The following is a 17,804-nucleotide window of genomic DNA, read 5'->3' as shown; positions in this document are numbered from 1 at the left end:
CAACTTATTCGGCGGTATTTTGTGCTTCAGGAATCAAACCCAACTGGTAACGGGCAAGAGTTCCTTGAAGGTGAAGCGCAAATCCTTTTTCCCAAAAGACGCGATGCATTTCTGACTCATTCCAGCCCTCCATTGCTTGAACTCGCTTTGCGGCTTCATACAACGGTTCTGGAATAGAAACTCCAGTCTGAACCATTTTTGGTGTAGTTTTCTTAGGCATTTTCTCCTCGACAATAACGCTTACCTAACTTTACCCCTATAGTTCTATGTTTTTGCCGAGAACTTTTTCAGAACAATACCTCATCTATAGGATTATAGATAGGTTATTTATGTTAATCTAGAATTGCAAAGATGTTACGGCTGTTTCTATGGCAGGAACAATTCTGAGGAACGAATATGAAAAAATTGTTGGTCAAGTTAGTGATTACACTTGGCCAAGAATTCTTCGTCGATTAGAAATATCTGATACCACCAGTGCCAAAGCTGGGGTAATTCTGCTGGTAAGAGCTTATGCTCAACTGAAGCTTTTAAATCCCAATCGCACCATTCGATTATCAGATGTTCAACGCTACGAATTTATTTGTTCAAACTTGCCACAATTGTCATGCAACGGCGCTCAACTCTTTGAAGCATTACAAAGACTAGAACCGCGACCATCAAAACCGACAATTTACAGATGGGGTCAAGAAATTGGAGTGCCATTTTCCGTAGATAAGATTTACACCGAATTTGAAATTCAGCAATGGGTCAAAAAAATTGCTTCTCAAACTAAATTCAAATTTCGTCAACCTAAATCAATAGGAGCCACTTCATGAACGATTTACAAGAACTTCTCATTGCTAATGGAATCGAAATGAGTTCTGAAGAACTACGCTTGTACTTACAAAACAAAAGCGTAGATCCTGATGCGATTACTGAGGCAGAAATTATTGCCATCTCTGACGAACTTGTGGCACTCAAAAAAGCTAGTAATTTAATTGTTTCTAGCAATGGTAAAACAGCTAAAACTACCAAACGTACTGCCAAAACCAATAAAGCTCAACAGAGCATGAGTGATTATAAAACTTCACTTGCCAATCAGGCCAAGCAGTCGTTAGCAGAGATTCAATCTTTTAATTCTGCAATTACCCAAGGGACACGCGAGTTTGCTCACAAGGAGGCAGTTGAAACAATCGAAACTTTAGCTAATGTTTCTAACGAGTATTTAGCAGAAGTAGCACAGTTCGCCAAAGAATTCCAGGGAGAACCAGAAGCCTTTTTTCGGTTCGGTCAGGAGATTACATCGCTCTATCTCTCTGCTAGCAATGCAGATGCGACCGAATAAATTCATCTTGGTAGCAGCAGTACTAAATCTGCTGCTATTAACCCTCGTTTTGGGCGTGGCAATATATGGAGCAACAAGACCAAACCCATCGCAAAGCATTAAATATTCACCTGAAGAAGGACGGCGAATTGAATCTGTCCGGTTTAACACTCGAAAACCTGACAACAGAAGAGTTCCTAGTCGTCCAGCAACTTATTGATGAGTCAAAGGTGCGATCGCAATCTAATAGGCAGATTGAGGAACTGATGCAGCGAGGGATGATGGCTCAAACTGCGATCGCAGCCTTTACTGTATTGATGTTTTCCTTTATGGGGATATATGGCATAACCCGTTATATCGGGTCGCAGGTGCAACAAGTTCAGCAAACTTATACCAATTTTAAGTAGTAGGGGGGAGAAAAGAATGTTAGGAAAATGGCTTCCTGGTTTATTTGGCGGTAAAGGTGATGGAGTAGTGTCAACAGATTTAAGGGTGGGTGATGCAACACAAATTGAGGGTAATTTACCTTCATCAATCCGCGATCGCTACACATTGCCAGCTTACACTACAGCACAGCAGGTTCTGGATGAAGCAGAAGTGGCTGGCAATTTAAAAGCACAGAAGTGGCTACATACAAAGTTCTCCCGGCACAAGCTCAAACAGTTGCAATCTTTGGCAGAGATGTATAAAAACCAATTGGCATATTCCCAAGAAGCCATGAAGGTTGAGGAAGATTTGCAGCGAACCAGGGGATTACATGGGGAGGCAGTGATCCGTCATGCCTTTGGTTCTATTGAACAGCAGCGTCAACTCGGAGGATACGAGAAAGCATTTGATGAAGTGGGAGATAGTTTCAGGTTCTAGATCAGGAGTCAGGAGTCAGAAGTCAGGAGTCAGAACAAATGAGACAACCAGCAAGAACATTTCAAGATTTGATAGTTTGGCAAAAAGCGCATCGGTTTGTTTTATCAGTGTATCGAATAACTAATGAGTTTCCTAAATCAGAAATATATGGGCTTACATCACAGTTTAGAAGAGCAGCAATTTCTATTCCAGCAAATATTGCGGAAGGCTTTAAGAAAAAAGGATTAGCAGATAAAGCGAAATTTATGAATATTGCTCAAGGCTCTTTAGAAGAGTGTCGCTATTATTTAATTCTGTCAAGTGATCTGAAATATGGTGATATGTCAGAATTAATGCTGCTACTTGAAGAAGTTAGTAAACTGCTTACAAGTTATTCTAATTCCATTCTGACTCCTGGCTCCTGACTTCTGGATTCTGATTATGCAAATCAAGCTCTTTCATATAGGATATGCAGTGTGCGGGGTTGGCTTTTCTATGTTTATGGGTTATTTATCGGTTGCCAGCCCCGTTAGTAAGTACATTCTTTGGTTTATCGGCATAATCTCTATCTGCTGCATATTTCTGGGGTTATTCAACTTTGGCGGTTTAGTCGTTAAAGGTTTTGGATTTAACCGCAAAACTTTTACCATCGGCTTGATGCCTGGGGTAATATTTCTGTTTGCCTTTCTGACTTTAGTTTGTGCTGGTGTTGCGTTGGGGGTGCGATAATTTATGGGTTTTGAATTAGAACGACTAACTGCCAGTAGTGTAATTCATGCAGAACGGACTATCTTATGCAGTTTAGGAGCGAGTGCAGTGTTATGTCTGTCTGCTCCTTTTTTCTTAAATACTGACAGAATAACAACCGGAATCTTACTCGGCGCTGGGACGATTAGTGCTGGTTTGTTTGGGGTATCTGCCCAAATCAGCGAAAGTAAGGAAAAAGTTTACAAATCTTTGCTAGAAGCTGATTTGAAAGCACTCAAACAACATTTGCAAGGTCAAGCAGCATACAATTATGTAACTACAGCGATTGATGCCAAACGCAGAGTTGCTGATTATGTGAATCGTCTGCCCATTACTGAGCGCCCCCGGTGGATAGCTGAATACCAGTTGCAAGGCTTGGTAACTCTGCCCGAACCACCAGCACAACACCAACCTTCGCGGACTGGTATTCCCAATCCTGATATTGCTGACATTGATGAAGAGTTTGTACAGAGCATCATCAATCCAGGTGCAATGAAAGTTCTGCAAGCGATCGCAGCTAATTATCCTGAATACATCAGAATTGATAGTGCTTGGATTGATGAACTGTGTGATGCTGCATCTAATCAAAATATGACTCTTCGCAGTAATCACCATTTTTACCTATCTGGTGGTACACAATCTGGGAAGTCTACGCTGGCTGGGGTGATTATCAACAAAATTGGTGCAAAATCTCAAACGCCAGCAATTGTCATCGGCAGCGATCCAAAAGATGATGTCACCAGATGGTTGTGCAAGTTCAGCCGTAAGTTTGACGGTATGAAAGCGTTAAGAGATTGGATTACCTTTGCCACAGACCAAATTGACAAGCAGAAAGCAAGAGTATCAATTGTTGGTGGTGAATGTCACGGTGTTCCCGAATTATTTCTTGCTCAGGATGAAGTAGATAGTGTTTATGGTGGTGGCAAGGGACTTCCAGGAATGGTTGATGCTGATACTGCCAAAGACTTGCAAGGTTTTTGGAACTATATCATCAAATTCACCGCCGGACTTAAAGGACATGGGGTGTTTATGGGCCAGTCCCCGCTCTCTGGAGAAACCGGATTTAGTCGCCCATCTCTGAAAAACGTTTGCTTTATTGCTGTAGGGCAGACATCGAGTTATATCCTTGACCATCCCCAGGATTTTCTGAATGTCAAAAAAGAAATTCTTGAAATCTTGCGACAGGCTTGCGAAATGTTGGATAAAGCCGGAGTTCGATATGCCCTAGTAATTCCAACTCGTGGTAATCCCTTTGTTGCCCTAATCCCGGAATTTGATATCAAAGGTCTGGAACAAAAACAAGATTCCAAGCCGAATAATGACACTGTTAATAGTTCTAAAAATAATCAGCAATCCTCACAGCAGCAGGTTGACTGGTATGAAGAAATTAGAAAATGGGCAACAGAATTAGGGAGAAGACCACATTTTCAGGAAATCAAACAAAAGTGGCACGAATTAACAGGGCAAGAGTTAAACGAAAAGGGGGTGACTCTATTACTAGAAAATCTCGGCTTTCACGACAATTAAACTGGAACGCTCGATATGGTGATCCCAAGAAGTATAGGAAGCAAGTAGCGTTGGTGTAGCCCGCCGTAGGCATCGCTCACCGGAAAACCCACAATTATTGTGTAGTTTGTCTGACTAGAAAAAGCGAAGAAATCCATCACGCTTACTACGGCAATGACATCATTGGTCAATCTACATTTCCTACGTGCTACCGTTGTCATGATGATGTTTGTCATAGTCCAATCAACTGGATAAAAAGCCGTAGTAATCCTGTTTGGGACAATCGTAATACTGACGAATTTATTACCAGATTGAGGCTGGGATATCAATTACTTTATGGAGGTGTTATTTGGTGATTAAGCTATTAATAAAATATGCACCTGATTCCGTTGTGGATGCTCTAAACGATATTTCTTTAGCAGAACTGGATAAGCGAGGTTTAATTGTGTGGACTGACGCACAACCCCTAGAGCCAGAAGATGAAAACTCAGCATTTAATTTAGCCATTCAGTTCCAAAATGTCACACCGGATAATATTCCGTTCATCCTCCAGGCGATCGCTCAAATATATACAAATTATGGTGATTGCTTGGCTCTGAAATACTTGATGGAACTTTCAGCCGAATACTTTAGTTTTATTGGAGTTCACGAAGATGTATAACCAATACGATGATTTGAGCTTTTCAGAACAGTTACACCTGACTGAAGAGGAGATTAGACGGCGGCATAATCAGCAGATGTTCTTGCGCCGAAATGCCCAACTTTACGTCATTTGTAATTATTATGACCTGGCTGTCCTTTTTTCCAGCCAGGAGATTTTTCACAAGGTTTTAGAGGTTTAAGTGGTGTTTCAATCCTCGTTAAAACTTCTCCCATAGACTGAGCTATTGTAAGTGGACTCATGAAGGGTTTGAACATCTCGTGTTTCAACCTTAGCCATACACTCAAACCGTTTTTCTCCCCAATCCTCTGTTTGTAATTCAATCTCTGAGGGGTCTAGAATGTCTTCGTTGTGCCAGTAGTATAAAGGCTTTAGAATAGAATCCTCATGCCAGTCGTAAGTTTCTTTACATAAATAGACCACAACATAGTGCCAAGTACCGCCACAGATACGCCGATACCACTGGCGATAGCGAAGGAATAAGTCTGCTATCAGTTCAAACACTAATTTAAAAAGTGTCATTTTAGAAACCTACTGCAAGATAGTTCTGGAAAGCAAGTTCTTGTAAAATAAGTGCCTTCAACTTAGATATTTAGAATAGAGTACCAATTCTTATTTACGAGTGAATCGTAATTTTAATCACTAGTCAGTACCTTAAGTTTTTATGTGTCTACCAGTTTCAAAGTTTTCAGTTTTACTTTATCAAGTAGGGTAGTACTTGTTCTCTTTCGTTACCATTAACGGCAATGATGAAGTTAGCTAGCAGCATTCCATTGCCTTCAACCGGGGTTATAACTTACGCATTGACAGCAATTCGACCAATTGAATTCAAGCCCATCTGTTGTTTAAGATGTCTAGAATAAAGTCACAAGCCATCTGAATAAATAAATGTCTCTGGAGTTCATACCAGTTTTAAATTAAATTTTTAGTTTGCATTAATTCTAATTGTGTAAACGCGCCAATTACACTGGATAAATAAGTTTTAATATTCTCACATTCCCTTAGTATAATTTTTTCAATTCCACACCCCCCTTTAATAGCTTTATAGTACACTCAATTTCCCAATAATTGACTGTAGTTCCTCACACTTTTTTCAAAAAACTAATAATAGTGCATCTTTGCTCAAGAAACTAAATAAGGACACTGATGGAGAACGCTGGATTTTGCGTCTTCCTCGGCGGGAGGACGTTCTACCGTCGGTGGATAAGGAAAAACGCACGCTGGAACTGATTGCCCCTCTTCTGATGTGGAAGTGCCACAATGGACTATTTGCACAGATGAACTCATTGCTTACCGGGCATTAAACGGTCTGCCAACAGAGTCTTTTGGGGTTGCTTCCTCACTCACAGAGATGTCGTCAAAATCACCTACCTATGAATCTTCCGAATCGCCTCCTAGCCGGAAAAAATTCTCACTCACAGAGATGTCGTCAAAATCACCTACCTATCCCGACATTTTCCCCAACCTCACAGCATCGACAATGGACTACAACCTGCCTACAATCCCAATCTGAGCAAAAATATATATCCGATTGCCCACAGACCGCATCAAAAAGTCCTTATTCTTCCGTCACAGAGAATGAGAGAGTAGGAGTTTGTTATGCCCGAATGACGTAAACTAGATATTTCTACGACTTTTTCTTAATAATTTTTCCAGTTCCACTACAATAGCTACAAGTTTTATATTGTGGTATGGGAGATGAACCTATTGATTCGGGTTGTTCTATTTTACCTTTGCCAAAGCAGTATGTACATTTAATCTCTTGTTTATCCGCCATTGGAAATAACCTCAACTACATAAATTGAGTATTCCCACTTTGAACGTGCGATCAATTGCTTGGGAGGTTGAGGAGGGCAGCATTTTTCCAAAGTCCTGCGGTCGGACACCAAAAAACAAAATAACACGATATCAAGCTAGTATTCGTTTTGAGGCAGGTGGAATTACCTCAACTTTTTGTACTGAGGCAATTAGCAGCTTTGGGAAGAGTAGAAGAGGCGATGTCTGCGGCTAAAATTAAAATCCTCACGTAAGAGCAGGGGAGGGTTTTGCCCTGGCAAAAATACTGCCAGAAGATAGCTATCTGGTTAAAACATTGTCAATATGTCTTACTGGTATATATGTATCAGATAACTGTTTGTATGAATTTACTGCTTGGACTAGCAATTTAGCTCAAAGGATTAGAGGATAATGCTACTGCCTTAACTGCTGGCATTATTACTTTTAAAATTAGACCTAAAATCAGACCGTGGTTTCGAGACTATGGTAAAATTCGAGACTATGCAGGAGAAACTTGGTACTGTTATGAGGCTGTGGTTAACTGGCTCAAAAAAGTAAAAATAGCTTATTTTCAACTTGGACGAAAAGCTGAACGGTCTGCCTATCATTCACAATTAGAAGCGGCTCATAGACAGAAACTTAATTTAATAAAATTATTTAAACAATTAAATAAGTAGTTATGACTAAATTGGCAAATGATACTACAAATCTTCAAACAAAACTTGCGAATCAATACTTTGATTTAGATAGTTCTGTACAAAAAGTTATCCAGCTTTTGGCGATAATTTATGCACCTGTGGACAAAAATTCACTTCTAAGCTGTCTTAGCAAAATGGGTGCTTTAGATGAAAAGAATAAACTTTGGGTTACTAAAACTCTCAGTCCCCAAATTGATAAATTGTTAAAAGTAGGTTTGCTAGTGCAGTCAGGCAGGCAAAGCCCTGAATGTCATCCGCTACTCACAGAAATTGCTACTCGTCATGCTGTACAAACTGGACAGTTTGAAATCCAAGTAATAGCAGTAGAGTCAAAGTTCCCTATACGTACTCATTGGAACCATGATTCTCGGATATTCTACAGTCTGCGCCAGTGTATCAGAGAAATCCGCATTGGTATTTATCGTCAAGACCTTAACTTTATTAATAAGCAAATTGAAGATTACCAGAAGTATGCTGATAGTGAAGAAAAGCTAGTAATAGAAAATATTTTCGAGCAGATATTTAATAACCCATTTGATGCAGATGGGTTTAACACCTTACCCCAAGGATTATATGAAAGTGGGATATCAAGTATCTTCCTGAATTGTGCATTAAAATTGTCTGTGTCTGAGGATGCTTTAATGATGCTGTCAGAACAATGTTCAACAGGTGGAAAACATTGTTCTGATTATCTGCACCTGATTTTAACAGAACAACTGCTGTTACAGGGCTGTACCCAAGAAGCGCAAGAAAGTCTGGAGCGGGTATCGAATGAATATCAAAATAACGCTGCTATCTTTTGGGGTTGGTTAAGTTTTCTACGGGGTGAGAATGAGCAAGCCATAAAATATTATACAGATGCCCTGAAAGCGATAAAAAAGGCTACAGGCAAACGCCAAATATATTTCAATACAATGGGGGGCTTATTTTTTATCCTGGCGTTGTTAAAAGATGGTTCAGCACAACGCCTCAAAGAAGCAGAAGAATACACCAATTTAATGTCTCGTCAAGGAGATCATTGGCTCAGGTTTATTTATGGCAGATTGAAAACAGTGCTGCAAGTACACCAGGGTGATATTACTCAAAAACAATTTGTACTTAGCGCCCATATCTCTTCAGTAGAAGAAGAAAATAGCTTACAAACATTGTTTTGTTCACTATGCCTTTACTGGATGGATGCTGAGGGTGCGAAAAAACGCTTACCTAAGTTATTAGAGCCATTATATCAGCGCTCGTTCGCCTCCGGTTATCACTGGTTGGCAATGGAAACCGCAGAACTCCTATCCCGGCTTAAACCTAGTAGTAAGTATCAAAAAGAAGCAGAAGCACTGCGAGAAGATAGCAATATTCAAACCATCGTAGACCTAATTCGACCCCAAGAGGCTTGGGAAATGTGCCTCAATGCCTTAGCAAATCTCCAAAAACAACCACAAACATCTCTAAAACCAGAATCCCAACTGCGTTTAGCATGGTTCATTACTTTCTATCCCAGCAAATGTGTCTTACAACCAAAGGAACAAAAAGTTAATGCCAAAGGAGAATGGAGTAAAGGTCGCCCTATAGCCCTCAAACGCCTGAGCAGTGGATTAGCTGAGTTTGATTACGTCACGCCCCAAGATATGCGGGTATGCAGTTGTATTGAGGTATATAGTGAGGGCTATTATGGCAAAGTTGATTATACCTTCGGCGAAAAAGCCATCTCTGCCTTAATTGGACACCCCTTAGTTTTTTGGGAAGATATGCCCAATATTCGTGTAGAAATCGTCAAGGGAGAACCGGAACTACTAGTTAAAAAAGAAAAACTTGGTCGTCTCACCTTGGAATTTTCTCCCAAATTACCAGAATCACAGAATATTCTGCATATCAAAGAAACCCCAACTCGCATCAAAGTTATTGAAATTACAACCGAACACAGACGCATCGCACAGATTATAGGTAAGGATAATAAATTAAACGTACCTGCCTTCGCCGAAAAGCAAGTTTTAGCAGCCATAAATGCCGTTTCTGGCATCGTCACAGTGCATTCTGACATTGGTGGCGGCTCAGAAGGTGCAGAAGAAGTACCCGCCCAGACTCTACCCCATATTCACCTTTTACCTGCCAATGTCGGCTTGAAAATCACCCTGTTGTCGCGCCCTTTTACCCAAGGTGGCCCTTACTTTCGTCCTGGTACAGGTGGTGAAACTGTCATTGCTGAGATTGAGGGTAAACGTTTCCAAACCAGACGAAATCTTTCTCTTGAGAAGCAACTTGCCGCCGACGCTGTAGCCGCCTGTCCCACCTTGGCTCAAAGTGAAGAACAAGATGGTGAATGGGTAATAGTTGACCCAGAGTCATGTTTAGAACTGCTGCTAGAACTGCAAGCGCTGGGAAATAAAGTAGTCATGGCGTGGCCAGAAGGAGAAAAGCTGCATATTAGCCACAATGCCGACCTGAAAGACTTTAATTTATCAATTCAACGTCAGCAAGACTGGTTTGCAGCCACTGGTGAGTTGAAATTGAATAACGACCTTGTGCTAGATATGCAGCAACTCCTGGAACTGTTGGAGAAAACCCCCAGCCGATTTATCCCCCTTGGTGATGGTCAATTTCTGGCTTTAACTCAAGCTTTTCGGAAACGCCTCGACGAATTACGGATGTTTTCGGAAAAGCATAATAAAGGTATTCGTTTTCACCCATTGGCAACATTAGGGTTAGAAGATTTTGTCGATGAGGTAGGTAAGGTAAAAGCAGATAAACACTGGAAAACACATAGAGAGCATCTCCATGAGGTAAAAAACCTCCAGCCAGAACTGCCATCTACCCTTCAAGCAGAACTACGTGACTACCAGATGGAGGGTTTTTGTTGGCTGGCGCGTTTGGCACATTGGGGTGTAGGAGCTTGTTTGGCAGACCAAATGGGACTCGGTAAGACCTTGCAGGCATTGGCGGTCATTCTCAGAAATGCCCATGAAGGGCCAACCCTAATTATTGCCCCCACTTCTGTGTGCATGAATTGGGTGAGTGAAGCGCAGAAGTTTGCCCCAACCCTCAATATTATTCAATTTTCTGGTGCTAACCGCCAAAAATTATTGGATGGGTTACAACCGTTAGATATGTTGGTATGCAGCTATGGTTTATTACAGCAGGAAGAAGTAGCTCAAATGCTCTCTGTTGTACACTGGCAAACTATTGTCCTGGATGAAGCCCAGGCGATTAAAAATATGACCACTAAACGTTCTCAGGCAGCCATGAACCTAAAATCTAATTTTAAGTTGCTGACTACTGGGACTCCCATTGAGAATCACCTGGGTGAGTTGTGGAATTTGTTCCGCTTTATTAATCCTGGATTATTGGGTTCATTTGAAAGCTTCAATCAACGCTTTGCCGTCCCAATTGAAAAATATCAGGATAAACTTGCACGTAATAAACTCAAAAAACTGATTCAACCATTTCTGTTGCGTCGGACAAAAAATCAGGTGTTAGAAGAGTTGCCATCTCGTACCGAAATTCTCCTTCATGTAGAGTTAAGTCGAGAAGAAAAGGCATTTTATGAGGCATTGCGCCGTCAAGCAATATCTAAACTTACCGAAAGTGATGCAGATGCTGGAAAGAAACATTTGCAAGTTTTGGCTGAGATTATGAAATTACGTCGCGCTTGTTGTAATCCTAGTTTAGTGATGCCTGATACTGTATTACCCAGTTCTAAGTTGCAACTTTTTGGTGAGGTGCTGGGTGAACTGCTGGAAAATCGTCATAAGGCGTTAGTGTTTAGTCAGTTTGTTGACCATTTGCACATTATCCGCGATTACCTCGAACAGCAAGGGATTAATTATCAATATCTAGATGGCAGTACTTCAGTGGCAGAGCGTAAAAAACGGGTGGATGCGTTTCAGGCTGGTTCAGGGGATGTCTTTCTTATTAGTCTCAAAGCCGGAGGTACAGGACTCAATCTGACTGCTGCTGATTATGTCATCCATACAGACCCTTGGTGGAATCCCGCTGTGGAAGACCAAGCTTCAGACCGCGCTCATCGGATTGGGCAACAACGCCCAGTGACAATTTATCGTCTAGTTGCAAAAGATACTATTGAAGAAAAGATTGTGCAACTGCATCACCAAAAGCGAGATTTAGCAGACAGTCTCTTAGAAGGTACTGATATGAGTGGCAAGATATCAACGGAAGCCTTGTTACAGTTAATTAGTCAAGGATAAGCTGTTCTGATTGCATAATTTTAGATTTTCTGTTTGTACAAGTTCAAGACCAACTTAACTCTAATCAACTATGCCCAAGACTTGGAACTTAAAAATAGATAGCTATTTTCAAGCCGCACCTAATTGCATTATCGCCACTGCCCATGTAGACACATTCCCTACAGACCTACCGCTAGAACCAAACATCAGGGAACCAAACCGCAAAAGTGCGACATACAGGCAAATCTTCGACTCAGTGACGACACAACCAGATAAATTCTTCTCGCGTCACAGTGGAATAACCCTGTGTGTAAATAAAATTAAACCCAATAAAAATAAAACCGAACTTGAACTAGAAGTCTTAGAAGCTAGTGAGGGAGGAAGCGATGGGATTATTAACGGTGGTCATACAGTTTTAGCTTTTGAGCAGGCGAAGAATTACAAATACGACCTAAGCCAAGCTAGAGTCAAAGTCACTATCCACATTGGGTTAGTGGAAGATGAAGCCAAAGATATCGCCCTGGCATCAAATACAACAACGCCAGTAGATTCTCGCTCTAAAGTCAACGCCAGGGGGGATTACAAATTCATCAAGCAGTATTTAGCTCAGTTAGAAAAGGCAGAAGATAGAAAATTCCGCATTGCCTATTACCAGAATCAAAGTGGCGCTCCCAGAAATGCCCAGTGCAATGTAACCCATTTGCTGAAGCTCCTTTACTGCCTGGACAGAAATAAATACAACCCCGACAGCAATAAACGAACCAAGCACCCGGCAGGTATGAGTATCCCCTCTCAAATTAGCGACACTGAGAGGGAAAGATTAACTGCCCTGCTACCTCTACTAACTCATGCCTTGTGGATAGAGCAAAGACTCTATGAAATCATCCAAGATCATATTAGCAACCCCAGAAGAAAGGGTGTTAATGATTTAGCATCTATTGATATACGTAAAACGACGTTGTTGCCGGACAGCAAGTATTCATTCGGGTTTGGTGCGCCAACTGACCTGGTATTACCGATAATTGCATCCTATCGAGTGTTTTTGGATCAAGATTATAAATGGATTCTGCCCTTTAACGAATTCGCCGAAGATTTTCTGCAACACTTGTGGACGAACTATTTCCGTAAATATTTAGTGTCGGAGAAAACAGCAGGAAATACCGTAGGTACGAAAATTAGCCGTAACCAAGACATTTGGGAAAGCTTGTATATTTCGGCGCAAAGCTATTTGAATTCTTCCTTGGTGAAAATGGTTAACTCTGGCAATCAGCGTCAGAAATTAACGTTGACTTCAGGTTAAAACCAGTAAGCTGGAGAGAAATCATACTACTTGTTCCGGCTTTTTGGCTGGGCAAATATTTGTTTAGAGAGCGTTTGGAGGTTTACCAAAAAAGCCTGCGATCGCCTCCACCTTAAAACAAAAATATTACCCCGCAATGCCTTTCCCGCTTTTGTAGTTCATCGCTCTGGGTTTCCTCTTGTCTATCGGGACTACTGATTTCTTGGGTGCTTGTGGCGGACGGCATTTCTCGCAATATAGAGGTCGCACACCAAAAGTTTCTCTTTGCGTGGGTTGTTCGCACTGCTTACATACGAAGTTGAAAACGCGGGTGTGAATTTCCCGCTTGTGCGCTCTGACGGTGTACTCTCGGACATCAATAGTTTTGCTGGGCATCGGTTCTGTAATCGGTGTTCTATTTATAAGGATAGTTTTTAGATAGCAATATATTCATGCATCATTTAATTGAAACAGTGACAATTGCCCAGGTGAAATATTGCCTCGTCTAAATCGGTGATAGTGAAGATGGCAGCCACTGCAAAGACAGCCCAAGTTTTCTTTTCGGTTATCAGATGGGTCGAAGTTGTAATGGTGTACTTGAAGGTTATAAACCCGGCGTTGGGATAGAGTTAGCTCTGATGGTTTCTCACCAGGGCGCAAGCAGATGCGATCGCACTTGGTACAGCGCCAATTGGAAGCATCTTTTACAGCTGTAGCGATTTGTTTCCAATCTTTGGAGTAGCGGGTTTTGCTCATACAAATGAAACACTTAATTAAGAAGATAGTCTTTAATTTTATTTTGATGAGAGCGCAAAATAGAGAGAGCAAGATGTTCAGTTTTACGAATTGTTTCTCGACTTAGGTTTAGGCGTTTTGCAACTTGACTCAAAGTCAACTGCTGATTATCTGACAATCCAAAACGTAAAGTCAATACTTCTCGTTGCCTTGGCTTAAGCAATGCCAGCAACTTGGCTAAGTCCTGCTGTAGAGACTCAAGAGTTATTTGCTCATCTAGAGAAATGCCATCCATCGGCAAAATATCGGCTAGTTCACTTTCACCCTCATCTCCCACTCGCTTTTCTAAGGAGACTAGAGGCTTAGAAATCTGAAGATATTCCCGTATTTGATTGGGCGATAGATTCAACGATTCGGCAATTTCTGCCACAACTGGAGGGCGACCCAAAGATTGAGATAGTTGCTGCTGTACTCTCCTGATTTTGTTTAATTTTTCGTTTATATGGATTGGCAGACGGATAGTGCGAGACTTATCTGCTACAGCCCGTGTTATCGATTGCGTGATCCACCAATAAACATAGGTTGATAGTTTGTAGCCTTTGTTAGGGTCAAACTTTTCAATCCCTCGTTGCAGCCCCAGCGCCCCTTCTTGCAGCAAGTCAAGAAAATCTAAACTGTAGTTCTGGTATTTTTTGGCAACAGAAACCACTAGACGCAGGTTAGCTGTCACCATTTTCTGTTTAGCCTTTTGGCCTTGTTGGATGACTGATTGTAGTTCAGCTTCGTTTTGCCCAAGCGACGTAGCTAATTCCAAGTCAGTTGGTTGGCGGTTGAGTTGAAGTGCGAGGTTTGAGCGCTGTTCTTCAACCGCCATCATCTGCTGCACGAGTCGAGCGTTTGTAATTTCTTGGTCAGGAGTCAGCAGAGGATAGCGACCGATTTCTTTAAGGTAGGAGCGAACTGAGTCGGTAGTTGGACTGAGCATTATAGATTAGTGAATGATGAATGAAGTTCTAATAAAGCTACTGATATTAGTGGCAAGATATCAACTGAAGCCTTGTTACAGTTAATTAGTGAAAGATAAACTGTCCCGCTTAGATAATTTTAGATTTTCTGATTGCACAAGTTCAAGACCAACTCAACTCTAATTAACTTAAATTAGCGACACTGAGAGGGAAAGATTAACTGCCCTACTGCCTTTACTCTCTCAAGCCTTGTGGATAGACCAAAGACTCTATGAAATCATCCAAGATCATATTAGTAACCCCAGAAGAAAGGGTGTCAACGATTTAGCATCTATTGATATACGCAAAACTACTTTGCTCCCTGACAGTAAATACTCATTTGGGTTTGGTAGGCCAACGGACTTAGCACTACCGATAATTGCATCGTATCGGGTGTTTTTGGATCAAGACTATAAATGGATTCTGCCGCTTAACGAATTCGCTGAAGATTTTCTGCAACACCCTCGGTTAGTTGTCAAACTTAAACAGCATTAAAGTCTTATTAGCTATAATCATCCGCTTGGAGTACAGCTTCTATTTCTTTAAGTTTTTGCTGTAAAGATTGATGAAACTTTTTGAGATTAGAACGCTCAATTTTATCTACACTAAGCTCTTTCAAGCCACGCATTATATTTTTTACTTGTTTATCATTTGGATCGCTAGCAGGCTTGGGTGCATTATTTGAAATAATTTGATTGACAAGTTCTTGAGTTTCTAGAAGTGTTAAATTTTGCTCAACGACTTTTTGGGTAGTTTCTACTCTGATTTTTACTACTTTTTTCTCATCTACTTCTAGCTTTTTAGCTGACAATCTTTGTAATACCATCGCATGAGCAGCCTTAAGATTGGAATCTCGAATCGCCGCTTGCAAATCTGGAAAAAGCGATAACATCCGAAAATCATTAGCTGTCACTGATGCTGGATTTAAACCTAAATCTAACAAAACCTTGAAAATCTGCTTTTCTGCATCATTTAGATCGAGGTCATTTAAAACTTGATTTTGTTTCTCATCACTTTCTCCAATTAATTCACCCACCTGTTTCATGCGTTTTTGATATTCTAGACGACGAACAGCAGTAGCTAAAATACGCGGGGCTTCTGCCAAGTTAACTTCTGTTTGCTCAGAAATTTCTTTTAAAAGAGCTTCTGCTTTATCAAGAGGGTTGAGGTCTTCACGATATAGTGTTGTAAGCAGTGCTTTCCTATGCAAATCTTGAGGGCGAGGCATGACAACAGATTTTAATGTCTTCCAGTTCAGTTGCATTCCTGCACGCCATCGTCTTTCACCATCAAATAAATCAAAACCTGAACCTTGTGTTATTAAAATTACAGGCTGTAGCTGTCCATCTTTTTCCAAAGTACGTGCCATAGAGTTAATACTTTGGGCAGAAAATGTTTTTCTTGGTTGCTCAGGATTGGGGCAAATTAAGGTTATATCTATTTCCTGTTGCCCCGACTGCATTGTTAATTGTTCACGTAACGCGGCAATTTGCGCTTCTAACTCTGGGGCTTGTAAAGCTCTCAGGCGCTCGACTTCTACTTGCAGTTTATTGATCTCAACTTCTGCATCTGACATTTGAGCAGCAGTACTAAACATTTTTGTTAAATCTACTTTTGAACGTGCCATTTTACTTTGCTCCTATAATGGCCGATAAGTCAGATGATAGTTTGGCAAAGTCTTTGCAAGCGGGGTGTCTCTTTCGATAAAGATGCAGTGGTAATCCTGCTCCCGAGGCATTGCTAAACTCATAAGAAAACCTAATCTCTGGGTAACAATGAGCATTTTTAAGTTGTAACTGCTGAATAATAGTCGGCATTTGTGCCAAAATCTCGTTATGAATAGCCTGATCTGCTCTATATTGATTAGGGACTATTCCCATGATTTGTGGGTAAGGATCTAATCGTAATCTTCTACACTCAATAAAATAAAATTGGAGTAGTTCAGATGCTCCACTAGCACTTTTTGGCTCAAGCTGTATAGGGATAAGAATATGAGTGCTAGCTGCAAGTGCAGCTAAATTGAGTCGCCCTAATGTAGCAGGACAATCAATGATTATGAAATCATGCTCTACAGGATAATCTTTAAGACTATCAGCTAGAAGATAAGGGCCACGGGGATGATTAACTAAATCATCAGCAGTTTTTAGCAGAGGCTGTTGTATGCTTTGGCAAACTTCCACTTTCAGCTTGTACTTGCTCCAACATGATACAAAAGGCCAATTACCTGAAAAATTATCAGATAATACAGCAGAAACAGACTGTTCAGGATCTGAAGGTTTCTCTAATCCACAAAATAAACTTAGAGAGCCTTGAGGATCTAAATCAATAAGTCCTACTGAGCAAGTGCGACGACCGACTTTCCGATTAGCTAATTCATAAGCTAAGTGTGTTGCTAAAGTAGTTTTACCACTACCTCCAGCATTACTGAGAATAGCTAAGACTACCTTTTGATTTTCTGTTTTTGGCACAGCTACTTCTAATATATTTGTCAAAGTTTAATCTCAGATTTTAAAATCTGAGATTTAATATGCCATAAATAAACCAAAAAAAAATTTGTTGAGTTGGCATGACTGCTCTTATACCACAGAGTTGACCTACTTATCACTTTTATAAGTCATGGGTCTTGGCTTACCCTTCTTCTCCGGCTCCACTAAAGATTTCTTAGGTGGTGCAGGTGGACGACAGGTTTCGCAGTACAAGGGGCATGGGGCGTAAGTCTCACGACTGGTGGGTTGATCGCATTGCTTACAACAGACGAAGTTGAATAAGCGCGTGTGGATTTGCCGTTTATGCGCTTTGACGGTGTATTCTTTAACGAAGATTTCTTTGGTTGCCATTGTTTAGCTTACTGCGGTTTAAATAATTGAACGTAGTTAACCGCTTTCCTTGAATCTTAGCCTTTTCAAATATTCAGATACTTAACTAACCAATCAAAAGCAGCACTTTTATTTTACTCATGAAAAAACTTTAAAATTTGTATGGGGGCTATATGGGGGCTGTATGTACCCCAAACATAGAACAGTACTTTTGGGAGAATATGACTGCTAAGTGGGGCACACATGGGGGCTCCTTGGGGTACA

General features: G+C 40.9%; 22 protein-coding genes and 1 pseudogene. 12 read left to right on the top strand and 11 right to left on the bottom strand.

Annotation, left to right across the window (positions count from 1 at the left end; genetic code table 11):
• Positions 1–4 precede the first annotated feature (4 nt).
• A complete protein-coding gene (locus NPUN_RS35305) occupies positions 5–220 on the bottom strand; it encodes a hypothetical protein (protein WP_012413179.1) in 216 nt (71 codons plus the stop codon).
• A 148-nt stretch (positions 221–368) separates the two neighbouring features.
• Here NPUN_RS35305 and NPUN_RS35300 point away from each other — a divergent pair, with 148 nt between their 5' ends.
• The 7 genes from NPUN_RS35300 to NPUN_RS35270 all read left to right on the top strand — a co-directional run bounded on the left by NPUN_RS35300 (position 369) and on the right by NPUN_RS35270 (position 4,420).
• A complete protein-coding gene (locus NPUN_RS35300) occupies positions 369–815 on the top strand; it encodes a hypothetical protein (RefSeq protein WP_012413178.1) in 447 nt (148 codons plus the stop codon).
• Complete coding sequence (locus NPUN_RS35295; protein WP_012413177.1) at positions 812–1,324, top strand: hypothetical protein; 513 nt, start codon at positions 812–814, stop codon at positions 1,322–1,324. The genes NPUN_RS35300 and NPUN_RS35295 overlap by 4 nt, the downstream gene beginning before the upstream one ends.
• A 65-nt stretch (positions 1,325–1,389) precedes the next feature.
• Positions 1,390–1,710 (top strand): hypothetical protein, encoded by a 321-nt coding sequence (locus NPUN_RS35290; protein WP_012413176.1) that lies wholly within the window; start codon positions 1,390–1,392, stop codon positions 1,708–1,710.
• A gap of 16 nt (positions 1,711–1,726) precedes the next feature.
• A complete protein-coding gene (locus tag NPUN_RS35285) occupies positions 1,727–2,167 on the top strand; it encodes a hypothetical protein (RefSeq protein ID WP_012413175.1) in 441 nt (146 codons plus the stop codon).
• 38 nt (positions 2,168–2,205) lie between these two features.
• A complete protein-coding gene (locus NPUN_RS35280) occupies positions 2,206–2,571 on the top strand; it encodes a four helix bundle protein (RefSeq protein WP_012413174.1) in 366 nt (121 codons plus the stop codon).
• Positions 2,572–2,587: 16 nt separating this feature from the next.
• Complete coding sequence (locus tag NPUN_RS35275) at positions 2,588–2,875, top strand: hypothetical protein (protein ID WP_041566662.1); 288 nt, start codon at positions 2,588–2,590, stop codon at positions 2,873–2,875.
• Between the two features lie 3 nt (positions 2,876–2,878).
• Positions 2,879–4,420 (top strand): hypothetical protein, encoded by a 1,542-nt coding sequence (locus tag NPUN_RS35270; RefSeq protein ID WP_012413173.1) that lies wholly within the window; start codon positions 2,879–2,881, stop codon positions 4,418–4,420.
• Here the strand turns inward: NPUN_RS35270 and NPUN_RS41295 are convergent.
• Positions 4,417–4,620 (bottom strand): hypothetical protein, encoded by a 204-nt coding sequence (locus NPUN_RS41295; RefSeq protein WP_148220493.1) that lies wholly within the window; start codon positions 4,618–4,620, stop codon positions 4,417–4,419. The genes NPUN_RS35270 and NPUN_RS41295 overlap by 4 nt on opposite strands.
• A gap of 131 nt (positions 4,621–4,751) precedes the next feature.
• Between NPUN_RS41295 and NPUN_RS35265 the strand changes: the two genes are divergently transcribed.
• Together NPUN_RS35265 and NPUN_RS35260 are read left to right on the top strand one after the other, a co-directional pair.
• On the top strand, positions 4,752–5,060 hold the full coding sequence (locus NPUN_RS35265) for a hypothetical protein (RefSeq protein WP_012413172.1): 309 nt from the start codon (positions 4,752–4,754) through the stop codon (positions 5,058–5,060).
• The gene (locus tag NPUN_RS35260; protein WP_041566661.1) at positions 5,053–5,241 is read left to right on the top strand and encodes a hypothetical protein; all 189 of its coding nucleotides are present in this window, start codon (positions 5,053–5,055) and stop codon (positions 5,239–5,241) included. The genes NPUN_RS35265 and NPUN_RS35260 overlap by 8 nt, the downstream gene beginning before the upstream one ends.
• 8 nt (positions 5,242–5,249) lie before the next feature.
• Here the strand turns inward: NPUN_RS35260 and NPUN_RS35255 are convergent, their stop codons facing one another.
• The 3 genes from NPUN_RS35255 to NPUN_RS44960 all read right to left on the bottom strand — a co-directional run bounded on the left by NPUN_RS35255 (position 5,250) and on the right by NPUN_RS44960 (position 6,837).
• Positions 5,250–5,582: a hypothetical protein gene (locus NPUN_RS35255; RefSeq protein WP_012413171.1), complete on the bottom strand. Its 333-nt coding sequence runs from the start codon at positions 5,580–5,582 to the stop codon at positions 5,250–5,252.
• A gap of 600 nt (positions 5,583–6,182) precedes the next feature.
• On the bottom strand, positions 6,183–6,347 hold the full coding sequence (locus NPUN_RS43890) for a hypothetical protein (RefSeq protein WP_234711200.1): 165 nt from the start codon (positions 6,345–6,347) through the stop codon (positions 6,183–6,185).
• 340 nt (positions 6,348–6,687) lie between these two features.
• Positions 6,688–6,837: a zinc finger domain-containing protein gene (locus tag NPUN_RS44960; protein ID WP_167315722.1), complete on the bottom strand. Its 150-nt coding sequence runs from the start codon at positions 6,835–6,837 to the stop codon at positions 6,688–6,690.
• Positions 6,838–7,515: 678 nt separating this feature from the next.
• On the opposite strand from NPUN_RS44960, the gene NPUN_RS35250 reads away from it, so the two are divergent.
• Together NPUN_RS35250 and NPUN_RS35245 are read left to right on the top strand one after the other, a co-directional pair.
• Complete coding sequence (locus NPUN_RS35250; protein WP_012413170.1) at positions 7,516–11,727, top strand: DEAD/DEAH box helicase; 4,212 nt, start codon at positions 7,516–7,518, stop codon at positions 11,725–11,727.
• A 70-nt stretch (positions 11,728–11,797) separates the two neighbouring features.
• Positions 11,798–13,006 (top strand): AIPR family protein, encoded by a 1,209-nt coding sequence (locus tag NPUN_RS35245; RefSeq protein WP_012413169.1) that lies wholly within the window; start codon positions 11,798–11,800, stop codon positions 13,004–13,006.
• Positions 13,007–13,132: 126 nt separating this feature from the next.
• Here the strand turns inward: NPUN_RS35245 and NPUN_RS39780 are convergent, their stop codons facing one another.
• Genes NPUN_RS39780 through NPUN_RS35235 form a run of 3 tightly spaced genes read right to left on the bottom strand, consistent with a single transcriptional unit; the run spans position 13,133 to position 14,705 of the window.
• Positions 13,133–13,381 (bottom strand): hypothetical protein, encoded by a 249-nt coding sequence (locus NPUN_RS39780; RefSeq protein ID WP_083782512.1) that lies wholly within the window; start codon positions 13,379–13,381, stop codon positions 13,133–13,135.
• Positions 13,382–13,435: 54 nt separating this feature from the next.
• A complete protein-coding gene (locus tag NPUN_RS35240; RefSeq protein ID WP_012413168.1) occupies positions 13,436–13,741 on the bottom strand; it encodes a hypothetical protein in 306 nt (101 codons plus the stop codon).
• Positions 13,742–13,754: 13 nt separating this feature from the next.
• On the bottom strand, positions 13,755–14,705 hold the full coding sequence (locus NPUN_RS35235; protein WP_012413167.1) for an RNA polymerase sigma factor, RpoD/SigA family: 951 nt from the start codon (positions 14,703–14,705) through the stop codon (positions 13,755–13,757).
• Between the two features lie 172 nt (positions 14,706–14,877).
• On the opposite strand from NPUN_RS35235, the pseudogene NPUN_RS35230 reads away from it, so the two are divergent.
• Positions 14,878–15,186 (top strand): annotated as a pseudogene (locus tag NPUN_RS35230) (AIPR family protein); the annotation flags it as partial.
• Positions 15,187–15,226: 40 nt separating this feature from the next.
• Here the strand turns inward: NPUN_RS35230 and NPUN_RS35225 are convergent.
• The 3 genes from NPUN_RS35225 to NPUN_RS39775 all read right to left on the bottom strand — a co-directional run bounded on the left by NPUN_RS35225 (position 15,227) and on the right by NPUN_RS39775 (position 17,561).
• A complete protein-coding gene (locus NPUN_RS35225) occupies positions 15,227–16,351 on the bottom strand; it encodes a ParB/RepB/Spo0J family partition protein (protein WP_012413165.1) in 1,125 nt (374 codons plus the stop codon).
• Between the two features lies 1 nt (position 16,352).
• A complete protein-coding gene (locus NPUN_RS35220) occupies positions 16,353–17,216 on the bottom strand; it encodes a ParA family protein (protein WP_012413164.1) in 864 nt (287 codons plus the stop codon).
• Positions 17,217–17,318: 102 nt separating this feature from the next.
• Positions 17,319–17,561 carry a hypothetical protein gene (locus NPUN_RS39775; RefSeq protein WP_083782511.1) on the bottom strand — a complete coding sequence of 81 codons (243 nt, stop codon included), beginning with the start codon at positions 17,559–17,561 and terminating at the stop codon, positions 17,319–17,321.
• Positions 17,562–17,804: the final 243 nt, after the last annotated feature.

This window comes from Nostoc punctiforme PCC 73102 (assembly GCF_000020025.1).
Taxonomy (GTDB): Bacteria; Cyanobacteriota; Cyanobacteriia; order Cyanobacteriales; family Nostocaceae; genus Nostoc; species Nostoc punctiforme.
Note: the sequence above shows the minus strand (reverse complement) of the source record. Positions and strands in the feature narration are given on the sequence as shown.

Bases quoted from the DNA above. Each gene is read 5' to 3' on its own strand.
- NPUN_RS35305 (WP_012413179.1), bottom strand. From the start codon at position 220: ATGCCTAAGAAAACTACACCAAAAATGGTTCAGACTGGAGTTTCTATT.
- NPUN_RS35300 (WP_012413178.1), top strand. From the start codon at position 369: ATGGCAGGAACAATTCTGAGGAACGAATATGAAAAAATTGTTGGTCAA.
- NPUN_RS35295 (WP_012413177.1), top strand. From the start codon at position 812: ATGAACGATTTACAAGAACTTCTCATTGCTAATGGAATCGAAATGAGT.
- NPUN_RS35290 (WP_012413176.1), top strand. From the start codon at position 1,390: ATGGAGCAACAAGACCAAACCCATCGCAAAGCATTAAATATTCACCTG.
- NPUN_RS35285 (WP_012413175.1), top strand. From the start codon at position 1,727: ATGTTAGGAAAATGGCTTCCTGGTTTATTTGGCGGTAAAGGTGATGGA.
- NPUN_RS35280 (WP_012413174.1), top strand. From the start codon at position 2,206: ATGAGACAACCAGCAAGAACATTTCAAGATTTGATAGTTTGGCAAAAA.
- NPUN_RS35275 (WP_041566662.1), top strand. From the start codon at position 2,588: ATGCAAATCAAGCTCTTTCATATAGGATATGCAGTGTGCGGGGTTGGC.
- NPUN_RS35270 (WP_012413173.1), top strand. From the start codon at position 2,879: ATGGGTTTTGAATTAGAACGACTAACTGCCAGTAGTGTAATTCATGCA.
- NPUN_RS41295 (WP_148220493.1), bottom strand. From the start codon at position 4,620: ATGACAACGGTAGCACGTAGGAAATGTAGATTGACCAATGATGTCATT.
- NPUN_RS35260 (WP_041566661.1), top strand. From the start codon at position 5,053: ATGTATAACCAATACGATGATTTGAGCTTTTCAGAACAGTTACACCTG.
- NPUN_RS35255 (WP_012413171.1), bottom strand. From the start codon at position 5,582: ATGACACTTTTTAAATTAGTGTTTGAACTGATAGCAGACTTATTCCTT.
- NPUN_RS43890 (WP_234711200.1), bottom strand. From the start codon at position 6,347: ATGAGTTCATCTGTGCAAATAGTCCATTGTGGCACTTCCACATCAGAA.
- NPUN_RS44960 (WP_167315722.1), bottom strand. From the start codon at position 6,837: ATGGCGGATAAACAAGAGATTAAATGTACATACTGCTTTGGCAAAGGT.
- NPUN_RS35250 (WP_012413170.1), top strand. From the start codon at position 7,516: ATGACTAAATTGGCAAATGATACTACAAATCTTCAAACAAAACTTGCG.
- NPUN_RS35245 (WP_012413169.1), top strand. From the start codon at position 11,798: ATGCCCAAGACTTGGAACTTAAAAATAGATAGCTATTTTCAAGCCGCA.
- NPUN_RS39780 (WP_083782512.1), bottom strand. From the start codon at position 13,381: ATGCCCAGCAAAACTATTGATGTCCGAGAGTACACCGTCAGAGCGCAC.
- NPUN_RS35240 (WP_012413168.1), bottom strand. From the start codon at position 13,741: ATGAGCAAAACCCGCTACTCCAAAGATTGGAAACAAATCGCTACAGCT.
- NPUN_RS35235 (WP_012413167.1), bottom strand. From the start codon at position 14,705: ATGCTCAGTCCAACTACCGACTCAGTTCGCTCCTACCTTAAAGAAATC.
- NPUN_RS35225 (WP_012413165.1), bottom strand. From the start codon at position 16,351: ATGGCACGTTCAAAAGTAGATTTAACAAAAATGTTTAGTACTGCTGCT.
- NPUN_RS39775 (WP_083782511.1), bottom strand. From the start codon at position 17,561: ATGGCAACCAAAGAAATCTTCGTTAAAGAATACACCGTCAAAGCGCAT.